Source organism: Pseudomonas sp. NBRC 111131, assembly GCF_001320525.1.
Taxonomy (GTDB): domain Bacteria; phylum Pseudomonadota; class Gammaproteobacteria; order Pseudomonadales; family Pseudomonadaceae; genus Aquipseudomonas; species Aquipseudomonas ceruminis.
The window spans coordinates 287938-307857 of the sequence record NZ_BCBH01000001.1; the positions used below are offsets into that span (position 1 = coordinate 287938).

Annotated in this window: 18 protein-coding genes; 13 read left to right on the forward strand and 5 right to left on the reverse strand. The window is 60.9% G+C overall.

Annotated elements, in window-relative coordinates:
• Positions 1 to 35 precede the first annotated feature (35 nt).
• Together APH34_RS01320 and APH34_RS01325 are read left to right on the forward strand one after the other, a co-directional pair.
• The gene (locus tag APH34_RS01320; RefSeq protein ID WP_054899363.1) at positions 36 to 653 is read left to right on the forward strand and encodes a TPM domain-containing protein; all 618 of its coding nucleotides are present in this window, start codon (positions 36 to 38) and stop codon (positions 651 to 653) included.
• A gap of 84 nt (positions 654 to 737) precedes the next feature.
• Complete coding sequence (locus tag APH34_RS01325) at positions 738 to 1958, forward strand: SAM-dependent methyltransferase (protein ID WP_054899364.1); 1221 nt, start codon at positions 738 to 740, stop codon at positions 1956 to 1958.
• Positions 1959 to 1993: 35 nt separating this feature from the next.
• Here APH34_RS01325 and APH34_RS01330 read toward each other — a convergent pair whose 3' ends face one another.
• From APH34_RS01330 to APH34_RS01345, 4 genes are all read right to left on the reverse strand, one after another.
• Positions 1994 to 3004, reverse strand: coding sequence for a DUF4917 family protein (locus APH34_RS01330; RefSeq protein WP_054899365.1), 1011 nt, complete (start codon positions 3002 to 3004; stop codon positions 1994 to 1996).
• Positions 3005 to 3157: 153 nt separating this feature from the next.
• Positions 3158 to 4873 carry a SulP family inorganic anion transporter gene (locus APH34_RS01335; protein ID WP_054899366.1) on the reverse strand — a complete coding sequence of 572 codons (1716 nt, stop codon included), beginning with the start codon at positions 4871 to 4873 and terminating at the stop codon, positions 3158 to 3160.
• A gap of 181 nt (positions 4874 to 5054) precedes the next feature.
• The gene (locus tag APH34_RS01340; RefSeq protein ID WP_054899367.1) at positions 5055 to 6056 is read right to left on the reverse strand and encodes a 4-hydroxyproline epimerase; all 1002 of its coding nucleotides are present in this window, start codon (positions 6054 to 6056) and stop codon (positions 5055 to 5057) included.
• A 23-nt stretch (positions 6057 to 6079) separates the two neighbouring features.
• Positions 6080 to 7321 carry an FAD-binding oxidoreductase gene (locus tag APH34_RS01345; protein ID WP_054899368.1) on the reverse strand — a complete coding sequence of 414 codons (1242 nt, stop codon included), beginning with the start codon at positions 7319 to 7321 and terminating at the stop codon, positions 6080 to 6082.
• 207 nt (positions 7322 to 7528) lie between these two features.
• Here APH34_RS01345 and APH34_RS01350 point away from each other — a divergent pair, with 207 nt between their 5' ends.
• From APH34_RS01350 to APH34_RS01370, 5 genes are all read left to right on the forward strand, one after another.
• Positions 7529 to 8356 (forward strand): transporter substrate-binding domain-containing protein, encoded by an 828-nt coding sequence (locus APH34_RS01350; RefSeq protein ID WP_054899369.1) that lies wholly within the window; start codon positions 7529 to 7531, stop codon positions 8354 to 8356.
• A 65-nt stretch (positions 8357 to 8421) separates the two neighbouring features.
• Entirely contained in the window at positions 8422 to 9084 is a 663-nt protein-coding gene (locus APH34_RS01355; protein ID WP_054899370.1) for an amino acid ABC transporter permease, read from the forward strand.
• Between the two features lie 3 nt (positions 9085 to 9087).
• Positions 9088 to 9747 carry an amino acid ABC transporter permease gene (locus APH34_RS01360; protein ID WP_054899371.1) on the forward strand — a complete coding sequence of 220 codons (660 nt, stop codon included), beginning with the start codon at positions 9088 to 9090 and terminating at the stop codon, positions 9745 to 9747.
• Positions 9740 to 10465, forward strand: a complete 726-nt coding sequence (locus APH34_RS01365) for an amino acid ABC transporter ATP-binding protein (RefSeq protein ID WP_054899372.1) — start codon at positions 9740 to 9742, stop codon at positions 10463 to 10465. The genes APH34_RS01360 and APH34_RS01365 overlap by 8 nt, the downstream gene beginning before the upstream one ends.
• A gap of 240 nt (positions 10466 to 10705) precedes the next feature.
• Complete coding sequence (locus tag APH34_RS01370) at positions 10706 to 12187, forward strand: sodium:alanine symporter family protein (RefSeq protein ID WP_054899373.1); 1482 nt, start codon at positions 10706 to 10708, stop codon at positions 12185 to 12187.
• Positions 12188 to 12376: 189 nt separating this feature from the next.
• On the opposite strand, the gene APH34_RS01375 is transcribed toward APH34_RS01370, so the two are convergent.
• Complete coding sequence (locus tag APH34_RS01375) at positions 12377 to 13054, reverse strand: GntR family transcriptional regulator (RefSeq protein ID WP_198756314.1); 678 nt, start codon at positions 13052 to 13054, stop codon at positions 12377 to 12379.
• 180 nt (positions 13055 to 13234) lie between these two features.
• Here APH34_RS01375 and APH34_RS01380 point away from each other — a divergent pair, with 180 nt between their 5' ends.
• The 6 genes from APH34_RS01380 to APH34_RS01405 all read left to right on the forward strand — a co-directional run bounded on the left by APH34_RS01380 (position 13235) and on the right by APH34_RS01405 (position 19838).
• Entirely contained in the window at positions 13235 to 14131 is an 897-nt protein-coding gene (locus tag APH34_RS01380; RefSeq protein ID WP_054899375.1) for a dihydrodipicolinate synthase family protein, read from the forward strand.
• A 219-nt stretch (positions 14132 to 14350) separates the two neighbouring features.
• The gene (locus APH34_RS01385; protein ID WP_054899376.1) at positions 14351 to 15664 is read left to right on the forward strand and encodes an MFS transporter; all 1314 of its coding nucleotides are present in this window, start codon (positions 14351 to 14353) and stop codon (positions 15662 to 15664) included.
• Positions 15665 to 15705: 41 nt separating this feature from the next.
• The gene (locus APH34_RS01390) at positions 15706 to 17283 is read left to right on the forward strand and encodes an aldehyde dehydrogenase (NADP(+)) (protein WP_054899377.1); all 1578 of its coding nucleotides are present in this window, start codon (positions 15706 to 15708) and stop codon (positions 17281 to 17283) included.
• 144 nt (positions 17284 to 17427) lie between these two features.
• Entirely contained in the window at positions 17428 to 18447 is a 1020-nt protein-coding gene (locus APH34_RS01395) for an Ldh family oxidoreductase (RefSeq protein WP_054899378.1), read from the forward strand.
• 47 nt (positions 18448 to 18494) lie between these two features.
• The gene (locus APH34_RS01400; RefSeq protein ID WP_054899515.1) at positions 18495 to 18896 is read left to right on the forward strand and encodes a heme-binding protein; all 402 of its coding nucleotides are present in this window, start codon (positions 18495 to 18497) and stop codon (positions 18894 to 18896) included.
• A gap of 51 nt (positions 18897 to 18947) precedes the next feature.
• Entirely contained in the window at positions 18948 to 19838 is an 891-nt protein-coding gene (locus APH34_RS01405) for a LysR substrate-binding domain-containing protein (protein ID WP_054899379.1), read from the forward strand.
• The last annotated feature ends 82 nt before the right edge of the window (positions 19839 to 19920 follow it).

Here is a 19920-nt window from a genome sequence, read left to right on the forward strand (position 1 = left end):
ACAACAATTATAAGAACGACCCAGAGACCCAAGGCATGACCCCCTTCAACGAATACGAGCAGCGCCTGATTGCCGAGGCCATTGCCCGGGTCGAGCGGTGCACCGATGCACAACTGGTGACCGTGCTGGCCAGACGTGCCGACGACTATGCCTACCTGCCGCTGTTCTGGGCCGCCGTGCTGGCGCTGGCTGTGCCGGGACTGTTGCAACTGTCGCTTGGCTGGCCCGGCATGCGCGGGGTGCTGGTGGCCAACGCATTGCTGTTCATTGGTTTGTGCCTGCTGCTGCGCAACCCGCGCCTGGCCGCTTGGCTCATACCTGATGCCTTGCGCCGCTGGCGGGCATCGAGCCTTGCCCGTGAGCAGTTCAGCGCACAGAACCTGCAGCGCACCGTGGGAGCAACCGGCGTGCTGATCTTTGTTGCCGAAGCAGAGCGGCATGTGGAAATCCTGGTAGACCAGGGCATCGACCGCCACCTCGATGCCCAGGCGCGCGCTCAAATGGTCGCCCGCTTTGCCGAGCAGGTGCGTCAAGGCCGCACCTTGGAGGGCTTTGTCGAGTGCATCGAGGCATGCGGGGAACGGCTTTGCGAGCATCTGCCACGTACCCATGCGCGTAACGAGCTGCCCAATCGCCTGGTGATTCTGGACTGAGTGCGCTCCCACAAGCAGGCACCGGGCTGTAGAATACGAGGCATTGCGCTGTGCGCTCCCCGCTATCCGAGGCACCTTCTTTTCATGTCCGCCAGTACTTCCGCTTCCACCGCGCCGGATGCGCGCACCCAGTTTCTTGACCTGCTCAATGCCGCCCTGCACGGCAATACCCTGGTCAAGCTGGTGCTGGCACGCCACGTCGGCAGTGACCAGACCCTGCAGCGCATCATCGCCAAGCCGGTACAGGTCAAAGGGCTGGTGCACCTGTCACTGGTGTACCGCCACCAAACCCGCGACATCACCCGCAACCTGCCGCTGGACCAGGCGCAGGCGCTGGTCGCCGAGTTGCTGCCGGACGGCTTTCGCAATGCCCACTTGTTCGACGCGGACGGTGAGGTGCAACTGACTTTCAGCAAGAAAGGCAAGCCGATGCTCCAGCGCCACGGTGCGCAGGCGCCTCGCGACGCTGTTGCCAGTACCGGCCACGACCGAGAGAAGAAGCGTTATCTGGAACTGTCCCGGCCGTTTCTTCGTGACCTTGGTGTCACCGATGCGCAGGGCGCGCTGATCCCGGCGATGTCGCGCAAGTGGAAGCAGATCAACAAATTCATCGAGGTGTTCGGCCACGCCCTGGCCAATGCGCCGGTGCCGGCCGAACAGGCGTTGCGGGTGGCCGATTTCGGCTCGGGCAAGGGCTACTTGACGTTCGCCATGCACGACTACTTGCGCAACACGTTGGGGCGCGAAGCGCAGGTGACCGGTGTGGAATTGCGCCAGGACATGGTCGACCTCTGCAACGCCGCCGCTGCGCGGCTCGATCACCCTGGCCTGGTGTTCCAGTGCGGGGATGTGCGCAGCGTGGTGCCCGAGGCCATCGAGGTGATGATCGCCCTGCATGCCTGCGACATCGCTACCGACTACGCCATCCATACCGGCATCCGTTGCAATGCCGCGATCATCATGTGCTCACCGTGCTGCCACAAACAGATCCGCCCGCAACTGCACAGCCCAGGGCTGCTGCAGCCGATGCTGCAGTATGGCTTGCACCTGGGGCAGCAGGCGGAAATGCTCACCGACAGCTTGCGGGCATTGTACCTGGAGGCCTGTGGCTACGAGACCAAGGTGTTCGAGTTCATCTCGTTGGAACACACTAACAAGAACAAGATGATTATCGCGGTCAAGCGCAAGCAGCCGGTAGAGGCGCAAGCACTGCTGGAGAAGATTGCGCAGCTGAAGGCGTTCTACGGGGTACAGGAACATTGCCTGGAGACGTTGCTACGCGCGGATGGGTTGATCCCCGCGTAACTGCTGCCTATTGAACGCTCGCAGCACGGCCCGTCTCAGCTGCGAGTTACGGGTACCTCAATCGCCAGCTCCGCCAGCCCCAACGGGTGGGTACTCGCATCGAAGAAATGCAGCGCAGTCCCTGGCAAATCCCCGAAGCGTTCATTGAAATGCCGCTTCTGATTCAGCACCGACGCCTCGCCCAGTGGCCGGATGGCAATGGAAAGGTGCGCCGGTTGCGCCTGGCGAATAGCTTCGAGCACATGCTGGTCACTGCTGTCCAGGTGCTGCCCGAACAGGCATAGCCCCTGACGTTCCTGGGCCAGCTGGGCCAAACACCAGGCCAGGTAGTCCGAATGGCGTATGGCCCGCAGTTTCTCGTCGCTGCGGTCTTCGTTGACGAACAACGGCACTTCCCCCGGAATGTTCACGGCAAAGCCGTCGAGCAGTTCGGCGCTTTCGGCGCTGCGCTGGCGGGTAGTGCCGTCCGGCAGTTTGAGCAGGTGCAGGCCGCCGTGCAGGTGCAGTACCCGCGTGCCTTGGCTGCGGGTGCGGCGAACATCGAAGAAACCCTGTTCGTCGAACAGCGCGGCGAAGCCTTGGGGGGCGTGCTGCACGGCCCAGGGCAGGATCAGGTCGTAGTTGCTGGTGTAGACGCTACGATAGGCGCGCAGCGCCTGGTTGATCGACGCCAGGGTGGCCGCCGGCATCAGCGGCCAGGGCAGGTGCACGGTGCGCACGGCGTGGATCAGCGCTTCCTTGATCGAGTAATAGCGGTTCAGCGGCGCGGTGGCGTTGATCGCCAGGGCGGCGTTGGCGCGCACGGTATGGTTGAGGATGCTCAACACCGGCTCGAACAGCTCTGTGCCCAGCGACTTGAACAAGGCCTGGTCGCTGATCGCCAGGCCTTTCTTGCGCCCGGCGCGCTGGGCTTGCTCGAACAGCGAGAAATAGCCGAACGGTTTCCACAGCGCGCGGCTGGCGCCGTTGCCCAGCAGCAGGGCATCGCAGGGATGGTGTTGGGCGAGTTCCGGCCAGGTGGCGAGGTGGGCGTCGAGTGCGGGCATGCTGGGTCCATTCGGTGGGGCGGGAAACGGGGGCGACTTTAGCACGCCATGCAAGGTGTGCGAGGGCGGGGTTCAGGCGAGCGGCCTCGTTTTGCTTGCGCTGGCCCTTGGCGGCCCTCTTGGCGCTGACCGGCCGAAAGCCGCTGAAGAACGTCAGGGGGCTGCGTGGGGCACAGTGTCGCCCTGACCCTGGCGCCTGTTGCGCCACACCCGGTATGCCCGTATTCCCGCCCGCACCGAGCCAAACAGCAGCTTGTCCTCCATCTCCCGCGCTATGCCCGAGCGCACCAGCATGCGCAGAAACGTGCCGCGGGCACGGGCGATGGCAAAGAAGATACCTTGCGCGGCGAGGGTGTCGCGGACCTCGCGCAGGGCGGCGATGCCACTGACATCAATGCTGCTGACGGCTTCGGCATCGAACAGCACGGCCTGGGGGTTGGCCTGGCTTTGCACGGCCTCGAGCAGGCGCATCTTGAAGTAGTCTGCGTTGAAGAACAGGATCGCGTCGTCGAAGCGGTACACCACCAGGCCGGGCACCGTGCGAGCCTCCTTGTGCTTGCGGATGTCCACCTGGCCCTCTGTGCCGGGCAACCAGCCCAGCACTGCGTCGGTTGGCTGGTAGATGGTGTACAGCAAGCGCAGGATCGCCAGGGTCACGGCAAACACGATACCCGGCAGGACGCCCAGGCCCAGTACGCCGACGGTGGTCAGCAGGCACAGCCAGAATTCGAAGCGGCTGAGGCGCCGGATGACCCCCAGCGACCTGACATCGATCAGCCCCCACCCGGCCATCAGCAGCACGGCTCCCAGCGCCGCCTGCGGGATCCAGGCCATCGGCGCGGTGAAAAACAGCAGGATCAGGGCAATCACCAGGGCGGCGATGATGCCGGCCAGTTGGCTCTTACCGCCAACCATGTCGTTGACGGCGGTGCGCGAGTCGGCGCCGCTGATGGCGAACCCTTGGGATATTCCGGCTGCCAGGTTACTTACGCCCAGGGCGACGAACTCATGGTTGGCATTGATCGCATAGCCGTGCCGGGCGGCGAAGCTGCGGGCGGTGAGCATGGCGCTGCAGAAGCTGACCGTGGCGATACCCAGCGCATCGCGCAACAGGCTCTTGGTTTCGGCCAGGTTGCTTTGTGGCCATGCTAATTGCGGCATGCCTGCCGGCACCGGGCCGAGGATGGCCACGCCAAACCGGTCAAGGCCGAACAGGCCAACCAGCACGGTGAACACCGCTACCGTAACCAGCGCCGCCGGCAGGCGCGGGTAGCGCCGTGGCAAGCCGATGAGCAAGGCCAGCCCGGCAAGGCCGATGGCCAGCGTCAGCCAGTGGACCTCGTTCAGGCGCTGCAGGAAGTTGATCAGGCTGAGGATGAAACCATCGCCCTCGATCTTGAAGCCCACCACCTTGGACAACTGCCCGGCGATCAGGCTCAGGCCGATCCCGTTGAGGTAGCCGATCAGGATAGGCCGCGAGAAGAAGCTGGCGATGAACCCGGCGCGGGCCAGTCCGGCTGCAATCAGCATTACCCCGACCAGCACGGTGACGATCACAGACAGCTCGGCAATGCGTTGTGGGTCGCCCAGGGCCAGCGGCGCCACGGCACCGGCGATCATCGCGCAGGTGGCAGCGTCAGGGCCGACCATCAACTGGCGTGAGCTGCCGATCAGGGCATAGACGATCATTGGTAGGACACAGGCGTAGAGGCCGTACTGCGGGGGCAGGCCGACGATCTGCGCATAGGCGATGGCAATGGGGATCTGGATGGCTGCCACCGAAAGGCCGGCTTGTAGGTCGGCGTGGAACCACTCGCGGCGGTAATGCAGCAGATTGGCGAGGCCCGGTAGCCAGCGTGAGAGAAACATGCGCAGTCCTTTCGAAATGTTTCGCGAATCCAGAAAGCATATGCGCCTAAGCCGTTTTGCTTGCAAGTGGATTCGTCCGCCGCGCATTCAAGCGGAACACGCGGGGGATGGCCATGGGCCAGATCAACGAAAGGGTAAAAAGGGCACTCGCAGCGGCGCACAGCACCGCTGCAGCCCTGTGTCACATCAATTGGAAGCCATGGGCCAGCGGGTCACGGTCATCGACCAAGAGGGTGTTGTGACCGATTACCCGTGCCCAGCCGGCAACGCTTGGCATGATCGCCGGATGGCTGCCGACCTTGGCGGCTGCCTCCACGCGGCAATCGAACAGTGTGCCGATGATGCTTTCATGAACGAACGTGTCCCCCACCGACAGGCGGCCTTTGGCGACCAACTGCGCCATACGCGCAGATGAACCGGTACCGCAAGGCGAGCGGTCGATTGCTTTTTCTCCATAGAAAACGGCGTTTCTGGCGTTTGCACGTGGGTAGCGCGGCTTGTCTGTCCACATCACATGGCTGACGCCCCTGATACGGCTGTCTTCAGGGTGCACAGGGGCTAGCGCTTCTTCAGCGGCGCGGCGCACCAAGGGGCTCAGGCGCACGATGTCACGCGCGGACATTGCGTCCAGGCCTGCCCAGTTGGCTTGCGGTTCGATGATCACGTAGTAGTTGCCACCGTAGGACAGGTCTACGGTGATCTTGCCGAGTTCGGGGACTTCGATTTCGACGTCTGCCGCGTGCAGGTAGCTTGCGACGTTATACAGCCGCACTTGCTCGATGTACTGGCCTTCACGCGTGTACTCGATTGCCACGCGGCCTGCTGGCGCTTCGATAGCCAGCTTGCCTTCGACCTTCGGTACCACCAGGCCTTCTTCGAGGGCGGCGGTAACCGTGCCGATAGTGCCGTGGCCACACATCGGCAAACATCCGCTCACTTCGATGAACAGCACGCCAATATCGCAATCGTCTCGAGAGGACGGGTATAGGATGGTGCCTGACATGACATCGTGGCCGCGAGGCTCGAACATCAGGGCCTGGCGAACCCAATCGTACTCACGCTGGAAGATTTCTCGTTTCTCTGCCATGGGAACGTTGGGAAGCTGTGGGGCGCCGCCGGCAACCACCCGAACGGGGTTGCCGCAGGTATGTGCGTCGACACAGAAGAAGGTATTGCGAGCCATGAGTCGTAGCCTCTTGTTGTTGCTTAGTTGAATCGTTCGACGGAGAAGGGGGCAAGATCGATCGGAGGCGTTGCACCGAGTACCAGGTCCGTGGCCAAGCGACCGGTGGTGGCGGCTTGCGTGAGCCCGAGGTGGCCGTGGCCGAATGCGTAGATGACGTTGGGGTGCCTGGTGCTGCGGCCGATGACTGGAAGGCTGTCGGGGGTCGTGGGGCGGTGGCCGGCCCACGGTTTGCCGCCTTCGGATTTGAGGCCGGGCAGGTAGATCGACGCGAGTTTGACCAACGCCTCCGAGCGTTTGAAGTTCGCCACGGCATCGAGCCCGCCGAACTCCGCCGCGCCGCCGATGCGCAAGCCGCAGGTGAGCGGCGTGGCCACGAAGTGCCGTTCTGCGAAAATGACTTCGCGCTCAAGTTGCACGCCGGGCTCTGCAACGGTGGTGTTGTAGCCGCGTTCGCTTTCCATCAACACGCGGTCACCCAGTCTCTGCGCCAACTGCCCCGACCAGGCGCCTGCTGCGATCACGACGTGGTCAGCCGTGAGGGTTCGGCCGTCCCGCAGTTTGACCGTTACCTCGAGGCCGCTGCGCGGGTTGACCTCCACGATATCGCCCTGGGTGATGGTCAAGCCGCGTGAGACCAACGCGGCGCGGAGCAGTTCGACGAAGCGTTTGGGGTCGTTGATATGTGACCACTGGGGCGTGAATACCCCGTATTTGACGTTGTCACCCAAGGCAGGCTCCAGCTCGCGGGTCTGTTCAGCGTTCAAGTGCTGAACCTCCACACCAAGGCGCGCCTTGAGGTTCCAGCTGTCCGCATCGGCGTCCAGGCCCTTTTTCGTCTCATAAACTGTCAGGGCGCCTTTGCGGTGCAGTTCACCTGACATGCCGTTGCTTTCGAGCATCGGCAGCAGGTCGTCATAGACGCGCTGGTTGATGGAGGCCAGCGCTGCGGCAATGCGGGTCATTTCCTGGTGGGTGCCGACTTTCGAGAAGCGCAGGAACCACGGAATCATCTTGGGTGCATGCCCTGGACGTATGGCGAGCGGTCCGAGCGGATCCATTATCCAACCAGGAACCTTCCACAAAATCCCCGGCACCGACGCCGGAATCATCTCTGTAACCGCGATGCCACCGGCGTTTCCATAGGAGGCCTTGTCGCCCTCGGGGTCTTTGTCGACGAGCGTGACACGTGCGCCGCTCTGGAGCAGGTGATGGGCTGTTGACAGCCCGATGACACCAGCACCGATGACCAAGACGTGCTTCATTATTGTATAGCCCCTTATTTATCAATCAGTTACTGCGCAAATCGGCTTCGCCCGGCGGTTAGGTCAAAGCCTTGCTTGACAACTGTAGATTGGATACAGAGAATCCTGATGTCAATTGGTTTCTCGTTCCACCTACTCAGTACAAGAAAAAAAGCTGCTTTCAACGTCGCCTGCCTTAACGCTTATTACAAAAAAAGGTGCTGATCCATGAAACGTGCAGTAGGTAAATCCCGCTCCATCATCGTCCTGGCCCTCGCTTGCGTGCTGCCTTTTGGCACAGCCTTGGCAGACTCTCTCGATAAAGTGATCTCGTCCAAGAAACTGCGCTGTGGCGTGCAGTTGGACTACCCCCCAGCTGGATTTCGAAACCAGCAGAATGAGCCTGATGGATATGACGTTGCCTATTGCAAGGACATGGCCAGTGCCCTGGGCGTGGAAGCAGTGATCGTAGAAACCCCTTCCTCCGAGCGGATTCCGGCGCTCGTCTCCAACCGCATCGACGTTCTGATCGCTTCAGCTTCGATCTCGCCCAAGCGGGCGATGACGGTCAATTTCACACAACCGTATGTCAGCTACACCAACGTGGTGCTCACCCGAAAAGACTCGAAGATCGAGGGTTTTGCCGATCTGCAAGGGCGTAATGTCGGTGGCACGACTGGCACGACCACCGAACAGGAGCTGCAAGCGCTTCGCAAGGGGTGGGCTTCCCAAGGGTCCTACACTGGCTATGGCAGTGAGGCGGAAAGCTACCTGGCGCTGAACCAGGGCAAGATCGACGGCATGATCCTGGGTAACGCCTCAGCTGCCGCGCTGGTGCAGAGCGGCCAGTTCCCCGACCTGGTGATCAAGGGTGAGGCGCCGACGCCGCCTGATCTGTGCGGTATTGCCGTGCGCAAGGGGGACCCCGAACTGCTCGCCTGGGCCCGCACCTTCGTCTGGTCGCAGGTCAGAACCGGCCGTTACCAGGAACTCTATGGCAAATATTTCGGTACTGGCACCGCACCTTCGCTGAGTGTATCTGGCGTCGACTTCTGATCGACCTCGTGAGCGTTGCCGCAGCGTGTTCATGCCGCGGCCTTTTGGGGTAGATCGGAGGCGGTATGTTCGAATATTCGTTTTATTGGTCGGTCGTCTGGGACAAGTTCCCTGAGCTGCTCGAGGGGGCCAAGGCCACTGTCGCGCTGACCATCATGTCGATGGTCATCGGTACAGTGCTTGCCCTGGTGCTTACTGTACTGCGCCGTCAGGAGAAGGGCGTGGGCTACCGACTGGCGACGGTCTGGGTCGAGGTTGCGCGCAATACGCCTGCGCTTTTTCAGATCTACATGGTGTACTTCGGGTTGGGGGCGCTGGGTATCCAGTTCTCCAGCTATGCGGCCATGCTTGCGGCGTTGGCTTTCAACAATGCTGGCTATCTGGCTGAGACCTTTCGTGGCGGCCTGAAGAGTATCCCCGCGCAGCAGTATTCGGCGGCCAGGTCGCTCGGCATTTCGCCCCTGAAAACTTACACCCATGTGATTTTCCCGCAGCTCTTTCAACTGGTCTTCCTGCCTTACGTGAACCAGCTCAACTGGGCGCTGTTGAACAGCTCGCTGGGCATGATCATTGGTTTGCGCGAATTGACAGGTGCCACCCAGGCAGCGCAGTCAGAGTCGTTCCGCACATTCGAGTTCTTCATTGTCGCTGCAGGCATGTACTACGTGATGGCCAAGGCAATCGAGTTCAGTGCACGGCTCACGTTCTGGAAGCTGGTACGGAGATAAGGTATGCAATTTCAACTCTCTTATTCCGGCCTGCAGTGGAGTGACTTGTCATTCGTGCTTACCGGTATCTGGCACACGGTGCTGCTCACCCTTCTGGCAGCGTTTTTCGGCACCCTTCTTGGCGGCGTGATTGGCTGGGCGCGCGAGCAATCCGCGGTCGTTCGGGTTGCCTTGGCACCGCTGGTGGACCTTCTGCGCAGCATCCCGCTGATCATCCAGTTCGTACTGGTGAACAGTTTCTTCGCGTTGTCCGGGGTGCCGATCAGCCCGCTGACCGTGGGTGTGATCGTGCTGAGCCTGTACATGGGCGTGCTGACGTCTGAGCTCGTGCGTTCGGGCCTGCAGTCTGTGCGTATCCAGCTACGCAAGGCGGCGCGCTCGCTGGGCCTGTCCTACTGGCAAGAGTTCTGGCATGTCTGCATGCCGCTGGCATTGAGGACTGTTTTCCCCGGCTGGATCGGTACGGTCATTGCCCTGACCAAGGACACGGCGCTGGTCAGTGTAGTGGGCTATGTCGAGCTTCTGCGGGCGTCGCAAATCCTCATCAACCGTACCAATGAAGCGCTGTTGGTGCTGGCGGGCACTGGCTTGTTCTATTTCCTCATCTGCTACCCGGTGTCGCGCTACAGCCGCCGCCTCGAGAAGGTAATGCACCATGATTGAAATCAAAGATGTGCGCAAAAGTTACGGTGAACTGGAAGTCATCAAGGGTGTCAGCCTCACCGTTGAAAAGGGTGAGGTGCTGTGTTTGATCGGCGGTAGCGGTTCTGGAAAGTCCACGCTGCTTCAATGCATCAATGGCCTGGAGCCCATTCAAGGTGGCTCGATTGTGGTGGATGGCACGGATGTCCACGCCCCGGCGACTGACCTGAACAAGTTGCGTCAGAAACTGGGCATCGTTTTTCAACAATACAACGCCTTTCCACACCTGACCGCCCTGGAAAACGTGGCCTTGGCCCCCAGGCTGGTCAAGGGAATCAACAAGGCCGCTGCACAGCAGTTGGCACGGGAGCACCTGGAATATGTCGGCCTGAGCAACCGGGCCGAAATGCGCCCTTCGGGGCTGTCAGGCGGCCAGCAACAACGGTTGGCCATCGCGCGGGCGCTGGCGATGAAGCCGAACTACATGCTTTTCGATGAAGTGACGTCGGCCCTGGACCCCGAGTTGGTGGGGGAGGTGTTGGACACGCTGCGCAAGCTCAAAGGCAACGGGATGACCATGGTAATGGTCACCCATGACATCGCGTTCGCACGTGAGTCTGCCGACCGTGTTGCATTCTTCGATCAGGGAGTCATTTGTGAGGTGGGGGATGCCAGGCAGGTCATCGATAACCCCCAGCAGGAGCGCACTCAGAAATTCCTCCAACGGGTATTGCACTAGTTTTTGCTGCTGACGGCACAGTGTGCCGCTCGGCAGCTTTTTTATAGGGAGGTGAGAAGTTTTAAAACGTTAACCCCGCATGTCTGACCTGGTGAAGGTTTAGCAAACAACCCTCCAATGGGAGGGGTCTGCATCCTGATAATCGCTGCCCGACATAGTTGGCGGCACCGGTCCGCTCATGCCCGAAATTCTTTGTGAAGTAATCAATACCTGCCTAAGAAATACAATCAAGGTGTGCTTATGGAATTTTTGGTAGTAATCAACGAGTGGCTATGGAATCCACTTATCGTCGTCATTCTCGGTTTCGGCTCGTTCCTCACATTCAAGACCCGATGCCTTCAATTACGCCGTCTCCCCGACATGCTGAAACTGCTGGTGGCTGACAACCCAGGGCAGTCGGGAATCTCTTCCTTTCAGGCATTCACACTGACGTTATCAAGCAGAGTAGGGGTGGGCACGGTTGCAGGTGTAGCGACGGCCGTGGCGGCCGGTGGCCCGGGCGCCTTGTTCTGGATGTGTGTGATGGCGTTTCTGGGCGGTGCCACTGCCTATGTCGAGTCCACACTTGCTCAGATCTACAAGAGCAAGGTCAATGGACGTTACCGTGGGGGCATCCCCTACTACATCGAGAAGGGCATGGGGCGTAAAGGTTTGGCGGTGGTCGCCGCACTCTTTGCCATGACCCTGTACTCGATGATCGCTCCCTGCATTCAGTCCAACAACATCGCCTCCAGCTTCCATAGCGCATTCGGTGTCGACCCTGTCTACAGCGCGTCAGTCGCAGCGGCGGTGCTGGCGTTCATTATCTTCGGCAACCCCAAGCGGCTCATCAGCTACGTCGAACGTGTGGTGCCCCTGGTTGTCACAGCGTACGTGCTGGTTGCGATCGTGATCCTGGTGATGAATGCCAGTGCGGTACCTGGAGCATTGAAACTTATCGTCAGCAGCGCGCTGGGCATGGACTCCATGTTTGGCGGCATGATGGGCGCTGCTATTGCCTGGGGGGTGCGCCGTGCGCTGTTCTGCAACGTGGCCGGGGTAGGCGAAGGCACATTCGGTTCGGCTGCTGCCGAGGTTTCGCATCCGACCAAGCAGGGCCTGGTGCAGTGCTTTTCCATTTATGTCGATACGATGATCGTGTGCATGGCGACCGGCCTCATGATCGTTGTGACCAACAGCTATAACGTGATCGATGCTGCTGGCAACGTCATCGTCAAATACCTTGCGGTCGAGGCTGGGCCGGCTTTTACGCAGGCAGCGATCGATTCCACGTTCCCAGGCTTCGGTGGCGCCTTCGTGGCGATTTCGATCTCCTTCTTTGCATTCTCGACATTGGTGGCGTTCTTCTTCATCTGCGAGAGCAACCTGCTCTACCTGCAGCGGGGCCAAGGGCGAGTAGCCCCTGTGCTGTTGCGCCTGGCGATGGTGGGCATGGTGTTTTTCGGGGCGGTGAACTCGGCTTCGCTGATCTGGGCCATTGGCGATATCGGCTATGCCTCGCTGGCCTGGCTCAACTTCATCTGCCTGCTGTTCCTCGCCAAACCGGCACTTGCGTGTTTGCGTGACTATGACGAGCAGCGCAAGCGTGGCATTGATCCGGTGTTCGATCCTGTGAAGCTTGGCATCGAGAATGCCGAGTATTGGCTCCCTGGCCGCGCGCAACCTGCCGAGCAGAGCGTCGAGGCCCCGCAGGGGGTGAGGCCGCAGCCTTCGTCGGTTTGATGGAGGTCCGCGGGTTTCACCGCAGGCAAGCCGCCACAAGCGGCCTGTGCCTGTCCTGCCACGTGCTGGGCAGGCTTACCCATCGTCAGCGCGTGCTGGCACTCCTGTCCGCTCAGGGCAGTTCAAAAGACTGTTGCTGATGGCATGAAAAAGCCGCCCGGTTGGGCGGCTTTTTCATGCCTGTGCTTTTTATGCGCTGGTCATTTCATGCTTTTTGAGTGCATCGCGAAGCTGGCGCCCAGCATCGAGGATGTGCTTTCTCAGGTAAACCACTGCTCGCTCGACATCCTTGGCTTCGCACAAGCGCAGTATTTCACGGTGGTCTACTTCCGCATCCTCGACGGCATCGGTCAGCAATAGCTGAAGCCTTACATAGCGCTCCGTTTGCAGGTTGATGCCCTGCGCGACGGCCAGGGTCTGAACGCGGTCAGCGGCAGCATACAGGCTCTTGTGAAACTCCCAGTTGAGGGTTCCCCAGCTGGAGACGTCGCGGCGATGGTAGGCCTCTTCCAATCGAGGAAGGATTTCCCGAGCGACGGCCAGTTGCTCATCGCTCATCGCCGGAATTGAGCGTTCGAGCAACTCACATTCGAGCAGGGCGCGAAGATCGAAGAGCTCTGAAATCTGCTCTTCGGGGATAGAGGTGACGATTGCGCCTTTATGCACCTGGAACACGATCAGCCCTGCAGCTTCCAGCTGTCGGAACGCTTCGCGCACGGGCATTCGGCTCACGCCATATTCCGCGGCGATGGCCTCTTGGATAAGGGGCTCTCCACCCTTGAACTCACCATTGAGGATGCGTTCGCGCAGCGACTCAGCCAACGTCTCAGGGATGCTCTGGCGTTTGATTTTATGCCCCGCGCTCACCTTTTCTCTCCGACCAATCAGGCTTGTAGTAATGGATTCAGTATCTGCGAGCCATCGGGCCGCAGGAACCGGCGCAACCTTACCCTACCACGGCGAAAAATAAAATCTAGCGCATTGGATTGTTTAATTGTAGATTGGATACAGTAAACAACCACAACAAAACCCTAAGAGGTATAGAGCATGGCAATCTGGAAAGGCGTCTTCCCCGCGGTAACCACCAAGATGACTCAGGACGGTAAGGTCGACCTGGCGGCTACCAAGCAAAGCATCGAACGGCTCATTGCCAATGGCGTGAGCGGTGTCATCGTCCTGCCGATGCTGGGCGAGAACGCATCGTTGTCGCTGGAAGAGCGCGAGCAGGTCATCCGCGCCGCCGTTGAAACCTCCGCGGGTCGCGTACCGGTTCTGTCGGGCCTGGCCGAAGTCTCCCTGGAGAATGCGAAAAAGAACGCCGCTCTGTATGAAAGCTTCGGCGCTCAGGGCCTGATGGTGTTCCCGAGCCTGGGCTACAAGAGCGATCCACGCGAAACCGCGCACTGGTACAAGGAAGTCGCCAGCGCTTCCAAACTGCCGATCATGATCTACAACAACCCGATCGCTTACGGTGTCGATGTCACCGTCGAAATCCTGCACGAGCTGGTGGATACCCCGGAAATCGTCTGCATCAAGGAAGAGACCGGTGACATTCGCCGCGTTACCGACATGTACAACGCCTTCGGTGATCGCTTCAGCATCTTCTGCGGCGTCGATGACCTGATCGTTGAAAGCAGCTCCCTGGGTGTGACCGGCTGGGTGTCGGGCATGACCAACGTCTGGCCTGCCGAGTGCGTGAAGATCTTCGGCCTGTGTGCCGAGAACAAGTACCCAGAGGCGCTGAAGCTGTACCGCCTGCTGACCCCATCGTTCCACCTCGACACCCACGTCAAGCTCGTTCAGTACATCAAGCTCGCTGAGCACCTGGTGTATGGCGCCCCAGAATGGACACGTGCTCCACGTCTATCGCTGGTCGGTGCTGAGCGTGAAATGGTCATCACTACCATCCAGGCCGCTATCGAAGGCCTGAAAAAGCTGAAGTGATAGGCCCGCCTGCCGGATGACGCTATTCCGGTCGGCACATGAAGGTGCCCTTGTGCAGGGCACCTTCACTACAAATGGTGTACCGACAGAACAATAACCGTATGGCCGCCCGCTTTGGTGCATGAAGATCAGGCGAGCAAGCGCCGCTCCTGAGCGATCGGTGCCCTCTCATCTGCCGAATCCGAAGCCCACCGGCTGCACATACCTCGGAGGCATTCCATGAGCACCCTCAGCGATTCGCTCGCCAGCGCGCAACCGTCCGCCGGCAGCACCAAACTCAACAAGCGCGTCCTCGTAGCCAGCCTCACCGGTAGCGCCATCGAGTGGTTTGACTACTTTCTTTACGGCACCGTCGCCAGTCTGGTTTTCAACAAGCTTTTCTTTCCGAATTATGACCCGGTGGTTGGCCTGCTGCTGACCTACCTCTCGTTCTCCCTCACGTTCTTCGTCCGCCCGTTTGGCGGCTTCCTTTTTTCGCACATCGGTGATCGCATCGGCCGGAAAAAGACCCTGGTGATCACACTGTCGCTGATGGGCTTTGCCACGTTCGGCATCGGGTTGCTCCCCGGTTATGACGCCATCGGTATCTGGGCCCCCATTCTGTTGATCATCCTGCGCATCATCCAGGGCCTGGGCATTTCAGGTGAATGGGGCGGAGCCCTGCTGCTGGCGTACGAATACGCCCCCAAAAACAAGCGCGGCCTCTATGGCAGCGTCCCGCAGATGGGGGTTCCCCTTGGCATGGTCATGGCTACATTAGCGATGACGCTCGTGTCGCTGCTGCCTGACGAAGACTTCATGGCGTGGGGGTGGCGGATACCGTTTCTGTTGAGCGCCGTCCTGGTGCTGCTGGGGCTCTGGATTCGTAACGGGATTGATGAAACCCCGGACTTCGAAGCAGCGAAGCGCCAAGGCGACGTCGCCAAGGTGCCGCTGGTCGACACCTTGAAGTACCACTGGCGTGAAGTGCTGATCGCCACGGGGGCGAAGGTTGTGGAAACCGCGCCGTTCTATGTGTTCACCACCTTCGTGGTGGGCTATGCCACCGGTACGCTGCAGTTGCAGAAGCTGACCGTTCTCAATGCGGTGTCGATCGCATCGTTGGTCACTGTGTTCATGATCCCACTCATGGGGGCATTGTCTGACCGCATTGGACGCAAGGCTGTGTTCCTCTTTGGCGCTTTGATGATGGGCGTTTTTGCCACCCCTTACTTCCTGCTTCTGGACTTGAAGAGTGACTGGTCGCTGACGATCGCCACGGTCATCGTGATCGGCTTTATCTGGGCGCCCATCGTCGCGACCCTGGGCACGTTCATGTCGGAAATCTTCAGCACCCGTGTTCGCTACACCGGAATCACCCTGGGCTCCCAACTGGGAGCAGCCATTGCCGGCGGCTCGGCCCCTTTGATCGCGACCTGGTTGCAGGCCGAGTCTGACGGCCATTGGGGAAGCATTGCCGTGTACATCGGTATCTGCGCGGCGATTTCCATATTTGCAGTTTCGCGTGCCGGTGCTCGAAAGGCCGAGTACTGAAGCCGCTTCCCTTTTCTTATCAGCCAAAAACGAGGTACGTCATGGCGCTGTCGGGACAAAATTTGATTGGCCAGCTGGCTTCAACGGGCCAGAACGGGCACATCTGGGGTATCAACGCTGCGACGGGCGAAAAGCTCGAGCCCGCCTATGGTGGCGCTACCCTTGAGGACCTGGAGCGTGCGTGCGCGCTGGCAAACAGCGCATTCAATGCGTACCGGGAGACCGCTGCTGATGTGCGAGCCGGCTTCCTTGAAACCATCGCACAGAACATCCTCGACCTGGGTGACGAACTGATCGAGCGCTGCATGATCGAGACTGGTCTGCCGCGTGCGCGGATCGAAGGTGAGCGCGGGCGTACCGTGGGTCAGCTTCGCCTGTTCGCCAGCGTGGTACGCAGCGGCGATTACCTGGATGCGCGCATCGATCCCGCTCAGCCTGATCGCAAGCCGCTGCCGCGGGTTGACCTACGTCTGCGCAACATTGCGCTGGGGCCGGTTGCCGTGTTCGGTGCTTCGAATTTCCCGCTGGCATTCTCGGTTGCGGGCGGCGACACCGCTTCGGCGCTGGCTGCCGGTTGCCCGGTGATTGTCAAGGCTCACTCTGCACACCCTGGCACCTGCGAGCTGGTTGGCCGGGCGCTGCAGAACGCGGTAAAAGCCCATGCGCTGCCGGAAGGTACCTTCTCGCTGCTGTTCGACTCGGGTCGCAATGTAGGCCAAGGGTTGGTGGCTGACAAGCGTATCAAGGCCGTTGGCTTCACCGGGTCGCGGGGCGGCGGCACCGCCCTGATGCACATCGCAGCGAACCGTCCCGAGCCCATTCCGGTGTATGCCGAAATGAGCTCCATCAACCCGGTGCTGCTGCTGCCGCAGGCCTTGCAAGCGCGTGCCGAAACCATTGCGCAGGCGTTCATCACCGCCTTGGGCATGGGCGCCGGCCAGTTCTGTACGAGCCCCGGGCTTGTGTTGGCCGTGGAGAGCCCAGGGTTGGCGCGATTCCTCGACAGTGCGGCCCAGGCGCTTGCAAACAGCCCAGCCCAGACCATGTTGACCCCTGGTATCTACAAGAGCTATTGCCAAGGTGTCGAGGCGTTCAAGCGCCACCCACAGGTGACTCAGGTTGCAGAGGGGCAGGCTGGGGGCACGCATCAAGGGCAAGCCGCGCTGTTCAGCGTGGCCGGGGCTGACTTCCTGCAGGATGAAAGCCTGCGTGCCGAGGTGTTTGGTTCTGCATCTCTGGTCGTGCGCTGTGACTCACCGGCGCAACTGCAGGCGGTGGTGGAATCATTGGAAGGCCAGTTGACGGCTTCCGTGCACCTGGCTGACGGCGACCGTGAACTGGCTCGTCGACTGCTGCCAACGCTCGAACTCAAGGCCGGACGCATCCTCGCCAACGGCTTTGGTACTGGCGTCGAGGTCGGTCATGCCATGGTTCACGGTGGCCCATTCCCGTCGACGTCTGACCCACGCTCAACCTCGGTGGGTAGCCTGGCGATCGCTCGTTTCCTTCGGCCCGTGTCGTATCAGGACCTGCCGCAGGAACTGCTGCCAGAGGCCCTGCAGGATGCCAACCCGGCAGGGGTGCCGCAACGCATTGATGGCCAGTTGAACCGTTTATGAGTGACTCGGCCCGCCACGTCTGGCGGGCCATTCAGCGGCTCAATCGAATGCTCGTTGCCGAGCATGAGCCTCCGGCCCCGTGGTTGCGCGCCCGCCCGTTCGGAAGGCGTGACCCCGGGGCCATTTCATACCCTTGGAGTGATTATGAGTGACAAGGACGAGACGATCATGAGCCTCGAGGAGGTTTTCGATCTGGCCTACCGTGTGCTTACCAGCAACGGCTTTTCTTCCGATCATGCCAATGCGATAGCCAAGGTGATAACTGCGGGACAACGTGACGAGTGCCATTCCCATGGCCTTTACCGGCTGCTGGTGTGTGTGAAAACCCTGCGCGAGGGGCGGGTGGATCCGGCCGCGCAGGCAACCCTGGAGGACCGGACGCCCGCCGTGGTCGCGCTGGACGCTCACTTTGGTTATTCGCTTCTGGCATTTGAAACAGGCCTGCCGAAACTGGTCGAGAAAGCGAAGACCGTCGGGATTGCCGCCATGGTCATCAACAACTGTTATCACTTCTCGGCCTTGTGGCCAGAGGTGGAAGCCATTGCGGCGCACGGCCTGGCTGGCTTGGCCATGACCCCTAGCCACAGTTGGGTGGCGCCCGCCGGAGGGGCTAGGCCGGTGTTCGGCACCAACCCGATTGCCTTTAGCTGGCCGCGTCCGAACGGTGAGCCCTTCGTGTTCGATTTCGCCACCAGCGCCATCGCTCGCGGTGACATCGAGCTTCACCGGCGTGCAGGCAAACCTATCCCTCCTGGCTGGGCCGTGGACAGCGATGGCCAGCCCACCACCGACCCTGCGGCGGCCATGGCAGGAGCGATGCTGACGTTTGGCGGACACAAGGGGTCGGCACTGGCCGCCATGGTCGAGCTGATGGCTGGCGCACTCATTGGTGACCTGACCAGTAAGGATTCGATGACGTACGACAACGGTGTGGGAGCGACGCCTTGCCATGGTGAACTGATTATCGCCCTGAGTCCCGCACTGCTGGGTGGTGCCGGTAGCGCGGCGGGTGTCGAGCGTGCCGAGCGCATGTTTGACGACATCGTGGGCCAAGGCGCACGGCTGCCCTCCCAGCGCCGTTTCGAGGCACGTCGTCGAAGCCATGCAGACGGCGTGCGGGTACCCGCGAAACTGTTGGCAGACATCCTTCGGCTGCTGGATTGATCATGAACAGGGGAGGCCGGCTCGGCCGGGCTCCCCACGAGGACAACATGCAAACCAAATATGTACTGGAGCTTGCTGAGGCCATCGCCGTGCTTGAGGCTGCCAAGGCAGAAGCTTCGCTCAACCATTGGGCGGTCTCGATTGCGGTGGTGGATGACGCGGGCCAATTGATCTTGTTCCAGCGGATGCCGGGTGCTCCAGGGATGAGCATCGAGCTGGCAATTGGCAAGGCGAAAACGTCCACAGCAGGTAGTCGCCCGACGAAGGCTTTCGAGGACATGGTCAACGATGGACGGCTCTCATTCACCACTGCCCGGGAGCTGGTTTGCGTTGAAGGCGGCGTGCCGCTGGTCTATCAAGGGCAGCTTGTGGGCGCGATCGGCGTATCCGGCGTCAGGTCCTTTCAGGATGCCGCGATTGCGCTCGTGGGGGCGCAAGCCTTGGCGTGAGGCAAGCGCGGGTCGTACAGGCTTGTGCATCGTTTGAGGGGGATCGAAACCATGCGCATTGAACCGTTGCCGCCATTGCAGACACTCATCGCCTTTGAGGCGACGGTCAGGCATGGAAGCTTTACCCGAGCGGCAGCCGAGCTGAACCTGACCCAGAGCGCGATCAGCCGTCAGGTGGCCCAACTTGAAGACTTCCTGGGCCGGGCACTGTTTCGCCGCGAGCACAAGAAACTGCTTTTGACCGCCTCCGGGGAGGCCTATGCAGAGGCCGTCAGAGCGACGCTGGGCCATTTCGCCGATTCGACTGCCGACATCATGGCGCGCAACAGTAGCCACAGCCTGGCCCTGGCCTGTTCGTCCGGCGTCGCTGCCTTGTGGTTGACGCCGCTGATAGGCGGTTTTCTTGAACACTATCCCGATGCCGACATCAGCTTGCGCGTGGTCGATAGCCTGGAGTCATTGGTCAGGGCCGAGTTCGACATCGCCGTGTACTTCCTGCGTGCCGCGCCACCCAGCGGTGTAACGGCAGAGCTTATTTTCAAAGAGTCGGTGGGCGCCTACTGCTCACCCGGCTATCTGGCCGGCCGCACCCTGGCACCCGAGGCGCTGGCCAAGGAACGGTTGCTGGTGTTGGAGGACGGCCAACGCCAGTGGCTTTCCTGGCAAAGCTGGTTTGCGGCGGCTGGGCTACCCCGCGTGATGCCCACCAAGCGGCTCACCGTCAGCCATTACCCTTTGCTCGTGGACCTGGCGATCGCGGGCCACGGCGTTGTTCTGGGGTGGTCACCCATCATCGACAGGTTCGTCGCCTGTGGTGACCTGGTGCCGGTAACTGAGCATCGGGTGCACGGGGAGGGGGGATATCACCTGTTGCGACCTGCAGGCCGTTACGCCACCCGGATCGTTCGCCAGTTCGACGCTTTTCTCAACGCCCAGGTGTGAGCAGCGCTCGGCCGCCCGGCGGCACATGCATGCAGAGGGCGCATGCAAACCCACGTTTTTAACGCTTTAGCGCATCACTACC

Bases quoted from the DNA above. Each gene is read 5' to 3' on its own strand.
- APH34_RS01360 (WP_054899371.1), top strand. From the start codon at position 9,088: ATGCAATTTCAACTCTCTTATTCCGGCCTGCAGTGGAGTGACTTGTCA.
- APH34_RS01350 (WP_054899369.1), top strand. From the start codon at position 7,529: ATGAAACGTGCAGTAGGTAAATCCCGCTCCATCATCGTCCTGGCCCTC.
- APH34_RS01390 (WP_054899377.1), top strand. From the start codon at position 15,706: ATGGCGCTGTCGGGACAAAATTTGATTGGCCAGCTGGCTTCAACGGGC.
- APH34_RS01335 (WP_054899366.1), bottom strand. From the start codon at position 4,873: ATGTTTCTCTCACGCTGGCTACCGGGCCTCGCCAATCTGCTGCATTAC.
- APH34_RS01400 (WP_054899515.1), top strand. From the start codon at position 18,495: ATGCAAACCAAATATGTACTGGAGCTTGCTGAGGCCATCGCCGTGCTT.
- APH34_RS01340 (WP_054899367.1), bottom strand. From the start codon at position 6,056: ATGGCTCGCAATACCTTCTTCTGTGTCGACGCACATACCTGCGGCAAC.
- APH34_RS01355 (WP_054899370.1), top strand. From the start codon at position 8,422: ATGTTCGAATATTCGTTTTATTGGTCGGTCGTCTGGGACAAGTTCCCT.
- APH34_RS01345 (WP_054899368.1), bottom strand. From the start codon at position 7,321: ATGAAGCACGTCTTGGTCATCGGTGCTGGTGTCATCGGGCTGTCAACA.
- APH34_RS01395 (WP_054899378.1), top strand. From the start codon at position 17,428: ATGAGTGACAAGGACGAGACGATCATGAGCCTCGAGGAGGTTTTCGAT.
- APH34_RS01370 (WP_054899373.1), top strand. From the start codon at position 10,706: ATGGAATTTTTGGTAGTAATCAACGAGTGGCTATGGAATCCACTTATC.
- APH34_RS01405 (WP_054899379.1), top strand. From the start codon at position 18,948: ATGCGCATTGAACCGTTGCCGCCATTGCAGACACTCATCGCCTTTGAG.
- APH34_RS01385 (WP_054899376.1), top strand. From the start codon at position 14,351: ATGAGCACCCTCAGCGATTCGCTCGCCAGCGCGCAACCGTCCGCCGGC.
- APH34_RS01365 (WP_054899372.1), top strand. From the start codon at position 9,740: ATGATTGAAATCAAAGATGTGCGCAAAAGTTACGGTGAACTGGAAGTC.
- APH34_RS01320 (WP_054899363.1), top strand. From the start codon at position 36: ATGACCCCCTTCAACGAATACGAGCAGCGCCTGATTGCCGAGGCCATT.
- APH34_RS01330 (WP_054899365.1), bottom strand. From the start codon at position 3,004: ATGCCCGCACTCGACGCCCACCTCGCCACCTGGCCGGAACTCGCCCAA.
- APH34_RS01380 (WP_054899375.1), top strand. From the start codon at position 13,235: ATGGCAATCTGGAAAGGCGTCTTCCCCGCGGTAACCACCAAGATGACT.
- APH34_RS01325 (WP_054899364.1), top strand. From the start codon at position 738: ATGTCCGCCAGTACTTCCGCTTCCACCGCGCCGGATGCGCGCACCCAG.